This window comes from Streptodolium elevatio, assembly GCF_053592165.1.
In genome coordinates this window covers 1-14,972 of sequence record NZ_JBSFVE010000014.1, presented here as the reverse complement: position 1 = coordinate 14,972, position 14,972 = coordinate 1, and the positions used below count along the sequence as shown (strand labels likewise).

At 71.2% G+C, this 14,972-nt stretch carries 8 protein-coding genes; 6 read left to right on the top strand and 2 right to left on the bottom strand.

The window, feature by feature from the left end; genetic code table 11:
• Window positions 1-2 precede the first annotated feature (2 nt).
• The 3 genes from ACWD12_RS24450 to ACWD12_RS24440 are packed head-to-tail and all read left to right on the top strand — an operon-like array spanning window position 3 to window position 2,747.
• The gene (locus ACWD12_RS24450; RefSeq protein ID WP_450101336.1) at window positions 3-815 is read left to right on the top strand and encodes a polysaccharide deacetylase family protein; all 813 of its coding nucleotides are present in this window, start codon (window positions 3-5) and stop codon (window positions 813-815) included.
• Window positions 808-2,061: a glycosyltransferase gene (locus ACWD12_RS24445; RefSeq protein ID WP_450101335.1), complete on the top strand. Its 1,254-nt coding sequence runs from the start codon at window positions 808-810 to the stop codon at window positions 2,059-2,061. The genes ACWD12_RS24450 and ACWD12_RS24445 overlap by 8 nt, the downstream gene beginning before the upstream one ends.
• Window positions 2,058-2,747: a sugar transferase gene (locus ACWD12_RS24440; RefSeq protein ID WP_358357661.1), complete on the top strand. Its 690-nt coding sequence runs from the start codon at window positions 2,058-2,060 to the stop codon at window positions 2,745-2,747. The genes ACWD12_RS24445 and ACWD12_RS24440 overlap by 4 nt, the downstream gene beginning before the upstream one ends.
• Before the next feature lie 104 nt (window positions 2,748-2,851).
• Here the strand turns inward: ACWD12_RS24440 and ACWD12_RS24435 are convergent, their stop codons facing one another.
• On the bottom strand, window positions 2,852-3,892 hold the full coding sequence (locus tag ACWD12_RS24435) for an O-antigen ligase family protein (RefSeq protein WP_450101334.1): 1,041 nt from the start codon (window positions 3,890-3,892) through the stop codon (window positions 2,852-2,854).
• A 152-nt stretch (window positions 3,893-4,044) separates the two neighbouring features.
• Between ACWD12_RS24435 and ACWD12_RS24430 the strand changes: the two genes are divergently transcribed.
• On the top strand, window positions 4,045-4,656 hold the full coding sequence (locus ACWD12_RS24430; RefSeq protein ID WP_450101333.1) for a NeuD/PglB/VioB family sugar acetyltransferase: 612 nt from the start codon (window positions 4,045-4,047) through the stop codon (window positions 4,654-4,656).
• Between the two features lie 102 nt (window positions 4,657-4,758).
• Here ACWD12_RS24430 and ACWD12_RS24425 read toward each other — a convergent pair whose 3' ends face one another.
• Window positions 4,759-5,709 (bottom strand): NAD-dependent epimerase/dehydratase family protein, encoded by a 951-nt coding sequence (locus ACWD12_RS24425; protein WP_450101332.1) that lies wholly within the window; start codon window positions 5,707-5,709, stop codon window positions 4,759-4,761.
• A 449-nt stretch (window positions 5,710-6,158) separates the two neighbouring features.
• Here ACWD12_RS24425 and ACWD12_RS24420 point away from each other — a divergent pair, with 449 nt between their 5' ends.
• Both ACWD12_RS24420 and ACWD12_RS24415 read left to right on the top strand, forming a co-directional pair.
• A complete protein-coding gene (locus ACWD12_RS24420; RefSeq protein ID WP_450101331.1) occupies window positions 6,159-9,356 on the top strand; it encodes a N,N-dimethylformamidase beta subunit family domain-containing protein in 3,198 nt (1,065 codons plus the stop codon).
• A gap of 95 nt (window positions 9,357-9,451) precedes the next feature.
• Window positions 9,452-14,704 (top strand): DUF4082 domain-containing protein, encoded by a 5,253-nt coding sequence (locus ACWD12_RS24415; RefSeq protein WP_450101330.1) that lies wholly within the window; start codon window positions 9,452-9,454, stop codon window positions 14,702-14,704.
• The last annotated feature ends 268 nt before the right edge of the window (window positions 14,705-14,972 follow it).

Here is a 14,972-nt window from a genome sequence, read left to right as displayed (position 1 = left end):
GCATGACCAGGCTCAGCGGCGACCAGGTCCGCACCGGGCTCAAACGCGGACTCGCCCGCTGCGCCGGACGCCGGCCCGCACCCGGCGCGACGGTGCTCATCTACCACCGCGTCGGCGGCGGCACCCGGGACGAACTCGACCTGCCCGCGGACCGGTTCGCCGACCAGCTCGACGCGCTGCCGACCGGCTCGGTGGTGTCCCTGGACACCGCGCTCGACCGGCTCGACGGCGCCGACCGCACCCCGTCCGTCGTCCTCACCTTCGACGACGGCTTCGCGGACGTCTACGACAATGCCTGGCCCCAACTGCGCGACCGCGGGCTACCCTTCACCCTCTACCTCGCCAGCGGCATGGTCGGCGGCACCATGCACTGGGAAGGCTCGACCGGCACCAGCTCCGGCGCGCCGGCCCTCACCTGGGACCAACTCGCCGAAATGCACGGCAGCGGCCTGCTGACCATCGGCAACCACACCCGCAGCCACGCCCGGCCCGAAGCCCTCACCGAGGACGAACTCGACGCCGCCTCGGACGACATCGAGAAGAACCTGGGCGTACGGCCCGACCACTTCGCGTACACCTGGGGCGTCCCGGTGCCCGCCATGGAGCACGCGCTGCGCTGCCGCTTCCGCAGCGCCGCCACCGGCACCCTCGGCCGCAACCTGCCCGGCACCGACCCGATACGCCTCAACCGCGTCCCGGTCCGGCGTACCGACCCCACCGAGTTCTTCAGTGCCAAGCTCACCGGCAACCTCGGCCCCGAACGCGCGTACGCCGGGGCCGTACGCCTCGGCAAGAAAGCGGGCGCCCGTGCCTGAGCACCGTCCCGGACCGTCGGACACGACACTGCCCGACGGCCTCACCGTCCCCGTCGGACCCGGCGGCAGACCCCTGCGGGTCGCCCACCTGACGACCGTCGACATGAGCTTGGCGCTGCTGCTGCGCACCGAACTCGAGGTGGACGTCGCCGCCGGCTTCGAGGTGTTCGGGCTCAGCGCCCCCGGCGAGTACGTGCCCGGCATCGAGGCACTCGGCGTCACGCACGTACCGCTGCACGCACTCACCCGGTCGTGGGACCTCGCCCGCGACGCCGCGGCCGCCCGCGAACTCGCCGCCACCCTGCGCCGGTTGCGCCTCGACGTCCTGCACACGCACAACCCCAAGACCGGCGTACTAGGCCGGATCCTCGGCCGCGCGGCCGGGGTGCCCGTCGTCGTGAACACGTGTCACGGACTCTGGATCCGGCCCGGGGACCCGTGGCCGCGCCGCGCGTTCGTGCTGGGCGCGGAGTCCGCCGCGGCCCTGGCGTCGCACGCCGAGCTGTACCAGAACGCCACCGACCACCGGACTCTCGCCCGCGCGGTCCCGGCATGGCGTTCCCGCGTCGTCGGCAACGGCACCGACCTGCGCCGCTTCCGTCCCGACGCGGAGGCACGCCGCCGGGTCCGCGCGGAACTCGGCGTCGGCGACGACGAACTCCTCGTCGGCGGAGTCGGCCGACGCGTCGCGGAGAAGGGCATAGCCGAGTACGAGGCGGCCGCTCGCACCCTCGCCGGCAAGGCCCGCTTCGTCTGGATCGGCCCCGAGGACCCCGACAAGCCCGACGCGTTCGCCACCGACGGCCGCTCCGGCGTCGACCACCTCGGCGGCCGTTCCGACATGCCCGACGTGTACGCCGCACTCGACGTGTTCGTCCTGCCCTCCTACCGCGAGGGCTTCTCGCGCTCCGCCATGGAGGCCGCGGCCAGCGGCGTACCCATGGTCCTCAGCGACATCCGCGGCTGCCGCGAGATCGGCACACACGGCGAGCACCTGCTCCTCGTGCCGCCCGGCGACGACGTCGCGCTGGCCGCCGCCATCGCCCGCATGCTCACCGAACCCGAACTGCGCGCCCGACTCGCCGCCGCCGCCCGCGAGCGCGCACTCGCCGAGTTCGACCAACGCCGCGTCGCCCAGGTCTCCGTCGACACCTACCGGGCCGTCGCGCGCCGCAAGAAACTCGGCTGGGGTGTCCGCCCCGCCGACGCAGCACGCCACGGGCACGGGAAAGAGGGCCAGGCATGATGCGGAGACTGTTCGACATCGCGACCGCCGCGCTGACGCTGCTGCTGCTCGGCCCGGTGATCATCGTGATCGCCGTTCTCATCCGCACCACCATGGGCGGCCCGGTGCTGTTCCGGCAGACCCGCAGCGGCCTGCACGGACGCGAGTTCCGGATCCTCAAGTTCCGCACGATGCGCCACGCGCGGTACCCCGACGAGCCCGACCAGGACCGCATCAGCCGCGTCGGCCACCTCCTGCGCACCACGAGCATGGACGAACTCCCGCAGCTGATCAACGTCCTGCTCGGCGACATGGGGGTGATCGGGCCCCGACCGACGCTACCTGAGCAGGTCGCGCACTACACGCCGCGCCAACGGGGGCGCCTCGACGTACGACCGGGCCTGACCGGCTGGGCCCAGGTCCAGGGCCGCAACGCCCTCAGCTGGCCGGCGCGCATCGAGTACGACCTCTACTACGTCCGCAACCACGGCCTCCGGCTCGACACCCGGATCCTGCTGCGCACCGTCGTGGTCCTGCTCAGGCCGCAGGGCATCACCGGCGCCAACGGCGTCAACCCCGGGTTCCCCGCGGCCCACAAGCCGCCCGTCGCCGCGGCGCCCGCCGGTCCCGGCAGCCGGGGGCCGTGGACGGTGCCCTACAACCCCGCCGCGACGGTGGACGCCGTTGCCGCCGAGGAAGCTTCCTGACGGGAAGCCTTCCGACCCGGGAGCCTGTTGCCCCGGGAGCCTGGTGACCCGGAAGGTCCCGACGGGGAAGCCAGCGGAGACGGCACCACCGACCGCGCCCGGCGTCAGCGGTGCCAGGACCGCAACTGCTGGTCCGGCGCCGCTGTCGCGACCCCCAGGACCACCCCCACCGCGGCCAGCACCACCGGGAACTCCGCGACGTAGTCGATCGACGCGTGCAGCGCGAACGCCGTCAGCGAGGCCGCCCCGATCGCCACGACGGCCGGATCCTGCCGGGAGCGCCACAGCCGCACGTACGCCCATGCCAACAGCGCGACCAGGCACAGCAGTCCGGGCACACCCTGCTCGGCGGCCTGCCGAAGCCACTGCGAATGCGCCGACTTGGTGTCGCCGTCCGCCCGCGCCGTCGGGCTCTGCGCGAGGAACGTCCCCGGGCCGGAGCCGCGCCACGGGTTCTGCCGGGTCAACTCCAAGGCGTCGTGCCACACATCGATCCGCCGCTCGGTGAGCCCCGACTCGGCCGTGCCGCGCACCCCGGACGCCCCCGACACCCGGTCGCCGCCCAGGTACACGGTGCCTGCCGCGACGACCGCGACACACAGCGCACCGACGACCACGAACGAACCGCGCCGCCGGGCCGACAGCGCGGTCAACCCGATCAGCAGGATCACCAGCGCGCCGAACACCGCCGCCAGCGACCGTGTCGCGAAGGCGCCCAGCACCAACAGCCCGGCCAGCAGGTGCATTTCACCGCGCCGCCGGTCGCTGGTGGCGGCGAGCGCCGCGAGGCACGCCGCCCCGACGGCCTGCGCCACCAGCGCACCGTTGGCGTTGCCGTAGCCGAGCGGTGCCGCGAGGGTCTCGCCGGCCAGCGCGTCCGGCGACAGGAGCAGCAGCACCGCCACCGCACCCGCGAGCGCCGCGCAGACGCCGAACGCCGACTGCGCACCGGCCACGCGCCCGGCGACGTACGCCACCGAGATCGTCAGCAGCCCCAGCAGGTACCCCTCCGGGCTCGCCGGACGCCCGGCGGCGGCCAGCAGCCCCCACACGGCCGCTGCCGCGACGAGGATCACGCCCAGGAGATCCAACCGGGAGAGGTTCCCCCGGTCGATCCGCCCGGTCACGCCCAGCGAACGCCGCACGGCCCGCGACCTCTTCAGCCGCCGCCACGCACGCGCCGCACGGGAGCTCCCGATGCGCTTCGGGATCATCGCGCTGCCTTTCCGGTCACCGCACCGGGCGGTGTGGTCCGAGGTCGTGTCTGCGAACCCCCGCCGCACGGCAGGATGGGGCCATGTCCTTCTTCATCGCCGGGGCCGGCGGCGTCGGCCGCGAAGCCCTCGACGCCGCGATCGCCGCCGGAGTGGCCGTCGACGCGTTCCTCGACGACACGCTCGCCGGCGGCAAGGTGCGCGGCCTGCCGGTCCTGCGGCCCACCGAGGCCGGACCGGGTGCCGCGTACCTGATCGGAATCGCCGCACCGGCCGCCCGCGCACGCCTGGCGGAACTCCTGGACCAACTCGGGCTTACCGCGGCGACGCTCGTCCACCCGCGCGCGGTCATCGCCCCCGAAACCCGCATCGCGGACGGCTGCCTCGTCCTGGCCAACGCACACGTGTCGAGCAGCATCACGGTCGGACCGCACGCGCAGGTCCACTACAACGCCACCGTCGGACACGACGCCGTCCTCGACGCACGCGTGACGGTCTACCCCGGGGCCAACATCTCCGGCAACGTGCACCTGTGCGCCGACGCCACCGTCGGCAGCAATGCCGTGGTGCTGCAAGGACTCACGGTCGGCGAAGGCGCCTTCGTGGGGGCGGGCGCGGTCGTCACCCGCGACGTACCGGCCGGCCAGGTCGTCGTCGGATCGCCTGCCCGGCCGCTGGCGCCGCGCGACCGCTGAGCCCCGCCGCGCCGCCGCGATGTTCCCGGCGTTCCCGGCGTTGCCGATACGAGGCCGTGCGGCCGTCCGGCCCGGTCCGCGTCCCCGTGCTTCGGACACCGGTCATCCCCGGGTCGGCACCGCGACCCGGGACCGGAACCACGCCACGGTCTCCGCGAGCCCCTGGCGCAGGTCGACGGGCTGCGCGTCGGGGAACAGCCGGCGCAGCTCCGAGCTGTCCGCCTGCGAGTCCCGGACGTCCCCCGCCCGCGGTTCGACGTGCTCCACGTCCAGCGGCTCGCCCAGCACCTCGCCGAGCAGCGCGATGAGCGCGTTGAGCGATGTGCGGGTGCCGAACGCCAGGTTGACCGGCCCGTCGTGGGTCACCCGGCGCACCACCGCGTCGGTCAGCACCGCGCAGACGCTGCCGATGTTGGTGAAGTCGCGCGTCTGCTCGCCGTCGCCGTGCACGGTCAGCGGGCGTCCGGCCAGCGCGGCGTCGACGAAGCGCGGGATCACCGCCGCGTACGCGTGGTCGGCCGGCTGCAACGGGCCGAACACGTTGAAGAAGCGGAACGGCAGCACCGGCAGCCCGTAGCAGTGCCCGTACGCGAGCACGTACGACTCGGTCGCCAACTTGCTGACCGCGTACGGGCTCAGCGGCATCGTGCGCAGGTCCTCGCGCTTGGGCAGCACCGGGTTGCCCCCGTACACCGACGACGAGGAGGCCGCGATCACATGCGCACCACCGGCCCGCCGCGCGGCCTCCAGGACCATCAGCGTGCCGGTCGCGTTGGCGTGGTGGCTCGCGAGCGGCGCCTCGATCGACCGCGGCACCGACGGCAGCGCGCCCAGGTGCACCACGGCGCCCGCCCCGGCACACGCCTTGTCCATCAACTCCTCGTCCAGGAACGTCCCGCGGTGGAAGTCCACGGCCACGCCCGCGAGATTGTCCAGCGAACCGGTGGACAGGTCGTCGACCACCGCCACTTCGTCGACCTCGGGCCGCGCGAGCAGCGCCCGCGCCAGATTCGACCCGATGAAACCGGCACCACCGGTCACGACGACCTTCATGAGCCCCCCACTGCTTCGGCTGCACATCGGCAAATCGGCACTTCAGCATTCCGGCTGCAAATCCACCGCGCCCCGGCTGCACATACGGCGGTGAGGCGAATCGCGGACAGGCCCCCAGAGCCCCCTCAAACGGCCCGGTCCGGTGGAGGCATGCTACCCAGCGTCCGCGCTCGGCGGGGCAACCGTTTCGAAGTGCCCACATCAGCGATGTTCTTGCGCAACACTGTGCGCAGGCAACTGCCGGCGACGCTCACCCCCGTCGGAATCGGACCCGTGGGGGACGTCGGCAGGCGGCCCGGCCGGCTGCTCTGGGGAGAGGGCCCGACCGGGTCCTAGGGGTAGGGGTCGCCATCATGCATTCCGCGGCATTTCGCCGTCCTGGTTTCCGGCAACTTGGGGGCAGACTTCGGCCGCGGTGGCGGGGGCGCACCGTTTCGCCGGTCTATCTCGTGCTGTTCGCGCTGCTCGGCGCGATGGCCATCGTGCTGCCCACCGCCGGCCGCGCCAGCGCCGGGCCGTGCGACGCACCGGTCGTCAACGCGATCGTGTGCGAGAACAGCAAGGCGGGCACCGCCCGCAGCACCTGGGACGTCACCGGCTCGGGCAGCAGCTCGATCCAGGGCTTCGCGACCGAGATCAGCGTCAACGTCGGACAGACGGTCCGCTTCAAGGTCAAGACCCCGGCCACCGGGTACCGCCTCGACATCTACCGGCTCGGCTACTACGGCGGCAACGGCGCCCGCAAGATCACCACGGTCAATCCGTCGGCGCCGCTGCCGCAGAACCAGCCCGGCTGCAACTCCGACGACGCCAACACCGGCCTGATCGATTGCTCCAACTGGGCCGAGTCCGCCTCGTGGACGGTTCCGGCGGGGTCGGTCTCCGGCTACTACCTGGCCAAGCTGGTCCGTACCGACGGCACGACGGGGTCGAGCCACATCGCCTTCGTCGTACGCGACGACGCGTCGACGTCGAAGCTGTTCATGCAGGCGTCGGACACCACCTGGCAGGCGTACAACGAGTACGGCGGCAACAGCCTCTACGAGGGCCAGCCGGTCGGCCGCGCGTACAAGGTCAGCTACAACCGGCCGTTCACCACGCGCGGGGACAACCCCGAGGACTGGCTGTTCAACGCCGAGTACCCGATGATCCGCTTCCTCGAGCGCAACGGCTACGACGTCAGCTACACCACCAACGCCGACACCGCCCGCCGCGGCCAACTGATCAAGAACCACAAGGTGTTCCTGTCCGTCGGCCACGACGAGTACTGGTCGGCCGAGCAGCGCACCAACGTCGAGGCGGCCCGGGACGCGGGCGTCAACCTGGCGTTCTTCTCCGGCAACGAGCTGTTCTGGAAGACCCGCTGGGAGAACGGCGGCATGAACGGCGAGGGAGCGGAATACCGCACCGTCGTCACCTACAAGGAGACCCTCGACGACGACAAGACCGACCCGGCGGGCCCGAACATGTGGACCGGCACGTGGCGCGACCCGCGCTTCTCGCCGCCCGCGGACGGCGGCAAGCCGGAGAACTCGCTGACCGGACAGCAGTTCAAGGCCAACTGCTGCACCACCGACATGACGGTCAACAGCGCCGACGGCAAGATGCGCTTCTGGCGCAACACCCGCGCCGCGACACTCGCCGCCGGAACCGAGACCACACTCGGCAGCGGCCTGCTCGGCTACGAGTGGGACGTCGACACCGAGAACAGCGCGCGCCCGGCCAACATGATCCGGCTGTCCACGACCACCGAATCCGGCGACATGCTGCAGGACTACGGCTCGTCGTACGCCGACGGCACCGCGACCCACCACCTGACGCTGTACCGCGCGCCCAGCGGCGCACTGGTCTTCGGCGCGGGGACCATCCAGTGGTCGTGGGGCCTGGACAACACCCGCACCAGCGGCACCGGAAGCGTCGACACCGCGGTGCAGCAGGCCACGCTCAACCTGTTCGCCGACATGGGCGTGCTGCCCGGGACCCTGATGGCCGGCATGACCGCGCCCACCACGTCAGCCGACACCACGCCGCCGACCTCGCAGATCACCGCGCCGGTCGTCGGCCAGAACATCGCGGTCAACCAGGCCACCACCATCACCGGCACCGCGGTCGACGGCGGCGGCGGGCGGGTCGGCGGCGTCGAGGTCTCCACCGACAACGGTGCCACCTGGCACCCGGCGACCACCGGGCGCGAGTCGTGGACGTACAGCTTCACGCCGACGGCCACCGGCCCGATCACCATCAAGAGCCGGGCCACCGACGACAGCGTGCGCAGCGAGACCCCCGGCGCCGGGGTCAACGTCGTGGTCGGCAGCGGCGGTCCACCGCCGGTCGTCAATTGTCCGTGCACCATCTGGCCCGAGGGCACGGTGCCCGGCTCGGGTGCGGACAACTACTCCGACCCGGTCGAACTGGGCGTCAAGTTCAAGCCGGACCGGGACGGCTACATCGCCGGCGTCCGCTACTACAAGTTCGCCGAGAACACCGGGACGCACGTCGGCCACCTGTGGAACTCGTCGGGCACCCAGCTGGCCGAGGCCACCTTCACGAACGAGACCGCGAGCGGCTGGCAGCAGGTCATGTTCTCGGCGCCGGTCCCGGTGACCGCGAACACAACCTACATCGCGTCCTACTTCGCGCCGAACGGGCGCTACGCGGCGGACGAGAACTACTTCGCCGCGCAGTTCTCCCGCGCCCCGCTGACCGCCCCGGCCAGCGGTACGTCCGGCGGCAACGGGGTCTACCGCGAGGCCGGCGGGTTCCCGAACGCCACGTGGAACGCCGCCAATTACTGGGTGGACGTGGTCTTCACGACCTCGTCGACCCCGCCGCCGGTCGGCCCCGCACCGACCGGCAAGACCCCGGCGGACGGCGCCGCGAATGTGGCGGTCGGGTCCAACCTGACCGCGACGTTCGACAAGGACGTGCAGCCCGCGACCATCACGTGGCAGCTCAAGAAACCGGACAACTCCACGGTTTCCGGGGCCGCGTCGTACAACGCGGGGACGCGCACCGCCACCTTCGACCCGGGGGCCGACCTGCTGCCGGGCACCGTCTACACGGCAACCCTCAGCGGTGCCAAAGACACCGGCGGCGTCGCGATGAACCCCGTCACCTGGTCGTTCACCACGGCCGGGACCACCCCGCCGCCGACCTGCGCGCCGTGCACCATCTGGCCCTCGGGCACGGTGCCGGGCACGCCGTCCGACCCCGAGTCGATACCGATCGAAGTGGGCGTCAAGTTCACCACGACCGTCAACGGCTCGATCACCGGCGTGCGGTTCTACAAGGGCACCGGCAACACCGGCACACACGTCGCACACCTGTGGTCGGCGTCCGGCACGTTGCTGGCGACCAAGACCTTCACGGGTGAGACCGCGACCGGCTGGCAGCAAGTCACCTTCGACACGCCGGTCCCGGTGACGGCCGGCACGACCTATGTCGCGTCGTACTACGCCCCGGTCGGCCGGTACGCCGCCGACCAGGACGGCCTTGTGCAGCAGGCCGGGACCGGCCCCGTCAAGGCCCTCGCCTCCGGTCCGGCCGGCGGCAACGGCGTCTACCGGCAGGGCACCGGCGGGGGCTTCCCGACCGACTCCTGGAGCGCCAGCAACTACTGGGTGGACGTGACGTTCACGACGAGCTGACCGCCGGTCGGCCCACCAGAGCAGCACGTCTTCGGGCGGGGCGCCGCGTCGGCGCCCCGCCGCCCGTATCGAACTTCCACATAGGAGTACCGACGATGGCACGCCGCCACGCGCCGCCGCGTTCCCGAACCCTCAGACCCCGTCGGGCCTTCGGCCCCTTCCGCTCGCGTCGGAAGAAGGCCGCGGCCCTGTCGAGCGTCACGACGGCCCTCGCGGCGGTCGCGGCGCTGCTGTTCACGCTTTTCTCACCGCTGTCCGCACAGGCCGCGCCCTGCAACCCGTGCTCCCTGTTCGGGACCACGAACCCGGGCATCGGGCCGGACAGCGAGGCCATCTCCGTCGAACTCGGCGTGCGGTTCACGCCCAAGGTCAACGGCCGTGTGCTCGGCGTCAAGTTCTGGAAGGACCCGGCCAACACCGGCGTGCACAAGGGCTACCTGTGGAACACCACCACGGGCACCGCCACGCAGGTGACGTTCGCGAACGAGACCGCGTCCGGGTGGCAGACCCAGATGTTCGCCGCCCCGGTCGACGTGACGGCGGGGACGACGTACATCGCGTCCTACCTCGCGCCCAACGGCCGCTACACGGCGACCACCGGCTTCTTCAACCAGGTGTTCGACAGTGAGCAGTTGACCGCGCCCGCGAGCGGGGGCGGTCAGGGCAACGGCGTGTACCAGGCCGGTGCGGGCGGCACGGTCATGCCGAACAACTCGTGGAACGCCAGCAATTACTGGGTCGACCCGGTGTTCGAGCCCGGCGTCGACGCGACCGCGCCGACCGTGACCACGACGTCGCCCGCCAACAGCGCGACGGCCGTGCCGGTCAACTCCAGCCTGGGCGCGACCTTCAGCGAGGCCGTGCAGCCCGCGACCGTCGCGTGGGAGCTCAAGAAGCCCGACAACTCGACGGTGGCCGGCACCGGGACATATGACGCCGGCACCATGACGGCGACCTTCACGCCGACCGCCAACCTCGCCGTGTCCACCGTCTACACGGCCACCGTCAGCGGGGCCAAGGACGCCGCCGGCAACACGATGGCGCCGAAGACGTGGTCGTTCACCACCGCGGCCACCCCGCCCTCGACGTCGACGTTCAGCATCTTCACCGGCAGCGAGCCGGTGGCCACGCCGAACAACGACGACTCGCCGAACGAGCTGGGCGTACGTTTCCACACCACGGCGAACGGCTTCATCAAGGCGATCAAGTTCTACAAGAGCTCGGCCAACACCGGGCCCTTCACGGTCAGCCTGTGGAACACGGCGGGCGCGCGCATCGCGGGCGTCGACAACGTCACCAATCTCAGCGGGTCCGGCTGGAAGACCGTCAACCTGGCGAACCCCGTTGCGGTGACCGCCAATACGACGTACATCGCGTCGTACCACACGATGAGCGGCAACTACGCGTACGCCAACGGCTTCTTCTCCGGTCAGTCGGCTGGCAACGCCAAGATCGTGGCGCCGGCGAGCATCGGCGGCGCGCCCAACGGCGTCTACAAGTACGCCAGCGGCACGACGTTCCCGACCGACAGCTACCAGAACAGCAACTACTGGGTCGACGTCCTGTTCGACACCGACGGCACGGACACCGTCGCGCCCGTCCTGGCGAACCGCAATCCGCTGCCCAACGACACCGGCGTGCCGATCGCCATCCAGCCCGAGGTGGACTTCAGCGAGGCGGTCAAGCCCGCGACGATCAGCTTCACCCTCAAGCAGGGCGCGACCACCGTGCCCGCCACCCTGGAGCTGGACGACCCGGCGCAGCCCACGCAGGTGCTGCTGAAGCCGAGCGCGCCCCTCGCGTACTCGACGCAGTACACCCTGACCCTCGGCAACTTCCAGGACCTGGCCGGGAACAACGGCACCGGAGCCACCTGGAACTTCACCACGGGGGCCGCACCGCCGCCCGCGCCGTGCTCGTCGCCGAACGCCGGGCCGATCCTGGTCGTGACGTCGAACGCCAACCCGTACGCCTGCTACTACAGCGAGATCCTGCGCGCCGAAGGCCTCAACTCCTTCACGACGCTGGACATCGGCGCGGTGAACCCGACCGAGCTCAACAAGTACACGACGGTCGTCCTCGGCGACCTCGACCCGAGCCCGACCCTGATCACCGCCCTGACCACCTGGGTCAACAACGGCGGCAACCTGATCACGATGCGCCCGCGCGCGACGCTGTCCGCGCTCACCGGGCTGACCTCGAGCGCGGGTGTGCTGAGCGACCAGTACCTCAAGGTGCAGGACACCACCGGACCCGGAGCGGGCATCTACGCGGACCGGGCCATCCAGTACCACGGCAACGCCGACCAGTGGACGCCCGCGGCCGGGACCACCGTGATCGCGGAGCTGTTCCGGCGTACCGGCGCCGCCGAGCCCACCGGCGTCGGCAAGCCGGCCGTCACCCAGCGGACCGTCGGGAGCGGCACCGTCACGGCGTTCGCCTTCGACCTGGCCAAGTCCGTCGTGTTGACCCGTCAGGGCAACCCGGCGCAGGCCAACAAGGAGAACGACACCCTCACCGACAACCTCCGCTCCACCGACATGTTCTACCGGGACTGGATCGACCTGAACCGGGTCGAGGTGCCGCAGGCCGACGAGCAGCAGCGGCTGCTCGCCAACGTCATCGAGAAGGCCAACCGCGACAAGGCACCCGTACCGCGCTTCTGGTACTTCCCCGGGAAGGCCGGATCCGCGACACCCGACCTGCACCCGGCGGTACTGGTGTCGACCGGTGACCACCACAACACCCCGCAGCTCGGCATCACCGACCGCGTGAGCAAGTACAACGCCAACAGCGACCCCGCATGCACGGGCGCGCTCACGCAGGCCGACTGGGTGAAGAACTGGCGCTGCATGCGCGGCACTTTCTACATCTGGGACGCGGACGGCGAGGCGTCCTCCGCCACCGTCAACAGCTGGCGGACGCAGGGCTACGAGGTCGGCCGCCACGTCTCCGAGAACGGCCACTGCGTCGGGGTCAACCCGAACACCCCGCAGCCGGTCATCCAGTCGACGCTGACCAACGCGTTCACCGCGAGCCTCGGCGACTTCGAGGGCAAGTACGGCTACACGCCGACCACCAGCCGGACCCACTGCATGACGTGGCCCGACTACAGCACCAACGCCACGGTCGAACTGGCCAACGGCGTGCGCATGGACACCAACTACTACTACCTGCCGGACGTGTGGTCGAACTCGTACGGCTCGCCGCTCATGAAGAACGCGCCGGGCTACTACACCGGTTCGGGCATGCCGATGCGGTTCGCGGACCCCAACGGCACGATGATCGACGTGTACCAGGCGGCCACGCAGCTGCACGACGAGTTCTGCCAGACGTACCCGACGCAGTTCAACACGATGGTCGACCGCGCCCAGGGCAGCCAGGGCTTCTACGCGGCCATCACCCTCAACAACCACCTCGACAACAGGCTCGCCAACACGACCGGCACCTGTGACGCGGTGGACCAGATCACCATCCAGGACGCCGTCATCGCCGCGGCCAAGGCCAAGGGCGTACCGGTCGTCTCGGCGAAGCAGCTGCTGGAGTGGACGGACGGCCGCAATCAGTCGTCCATCACCGGGCTGACCCGCACCGGCAACAACGTCACCTTCACGGTCAACGCGAACGCGGCGGCGGCCAACCTGATGACGATGATCCCGACCGCGGGCCCGTCGGGGCAGACGCTCAGCGGACTCACCCGCGGCGGCGTACCGGTGCCGTTCGCCGAGAAGACCGTCAAGGGCATCGAGTACGCGGTCTTCAACGGCGTCTCCGGCGCCTACACCGCCACCTACGCCGCGGCCCTGGCCGCACCGCAGGTGCAGACCCTCGCGGTCGACCCGCAGAAGGACGGCACCGCCGACGTCTCGTGGACCACGGACACGCCGTCGACGACGAAGGTCGCGCTCGGCGAGAAGGCCGACGCCCTCGCGCCGGTCAAGGACGTCGCGGAGAGCGCCGGCGAGCACCGCGTCGAGGTCGGCGCGCTGAAGCCCGACACGACGTACTACTACCGCGTCACCTCGGTCGACGCGGCCGGACGCACCACGGTCGCCCCGGACCCGGCGCAGAAGCCGCTGGAGTTCAGGACGCCGAAGGCGGACAAGAAGGCCCCGAAGATCACCGACCAGAGCGTGGTCCCGTGGCCGGACGGCACCGCCGTGGTGACGTGGAAGACGGACGAGCCCTCGACGACCAAGGTCGTGGTGGGCCAGGGCGCCGCGCAGATGCGCGTGGCGGCCGACGACCAGGAGCCGGTGAGCACGCACAAGGCGGTCGTCACCGGGCTGGTGCCCGGGCAGTCGTACGCCTTCCAGCTCGTGTCGAAGGACGACGCGGGCAATGAGACGAACTGGTCGGGCAAGAAGGCCGGGACGGCGAGGTTCGACATGCCGAAGTACGGCGTGGCCGAGCACACCGGACCGACCTTCGCGACGGGCACCCGTACCGGGGGAGCCGTCGTCGACGAGACCGCGGGGGTCCTGACCCTCGGCAGCCAGGCCGAACAGGACTTCGCGGACGGCACCGGCAACGGTCCGTGGGGCCAGGTGCCCATCGCCCCGGGCGGCAACACCACCGTGGACGACGGGGCCCTGACGCTGGACGGCACGGCGGCCGGCGTCGGCCTCGCCCCGTCCTCCGGACGGCGCCTGGACTTCCAGGCGGTCTTCGACGGCCCGGCATCGCAGGTAGCCGGCTGGGGCGACCCGGTCAACGGCCCGGCGGCGGTCTTCGAATGGCGGGCCGACGGTCTGCACGCGCTGACGGTCGGCGTCGGCGGGCGCGACCGGACCGACAAGAAGATCGACGGCGACTGGGGCGGCGCGCCGCACAGCTACACGGTCGAGCGGGACGGGAAGGGCTTCCGCTTCTCGGTGGACGGCACGAAGGTCGCCGACATCAAGGCCCAGCTCCCGGCGATGACGCCGGCGGCCCGGGACACCCTCACCGACCGGATCCCGCTGCGGGTCAAGCAGGTGAAGGACGGCGACAAGCAGACCGCCGGCGGCTACACGTCCCAGGTCCTGGACGCGTCGCAGATGGTCAACTGGCTCCAGGCCACCTGGCAGGCGGACCTGCCGCAGGGCACGTCGCTCAAGGTCTCGGTGCGTACCGGCAGCAAGGCGGTGCCGGACGCCACCTGGACGCAGTGGCGTGACCTGGGCGCCTCCGGCAGCACGGTCGGCGGCGGGTCGCGGTTCCTGCAGTACAAGGTGGAGCTCGTCGGCAACGGCGCGGTGGCGCCGACGCTGTACGGAATCGCCTTCACGCACGACGGGCAGCCGTCGGTCCAGCCGGCCGAGGCGGAGCACATCGGCGAGGTGCCGACCGCGGCGAACAAGCCGTAGGGACGCCGGCGGGGTCAGGGCGCTGTGTGGCGAACTGACCCCGTCCGCAAGGTCGTTTGGGCCCGTCCGGAAGGGCGGGCCCAGGCGATTTTGTGTTGCGGCGCGGGGCATGTAATGTTCTCGGAGTCGGAAGCGACCGACACAAAAATCCTGAGAAACACAGCAGGAAACGCAACGCCCGGAGAGACCGGTGAAAGGGTCTCGAAGGAAGCGTCCGTTCCTTGAGAACTCAACAGCGTGCCAAAAGTCAACGCCAAATAACAACCCC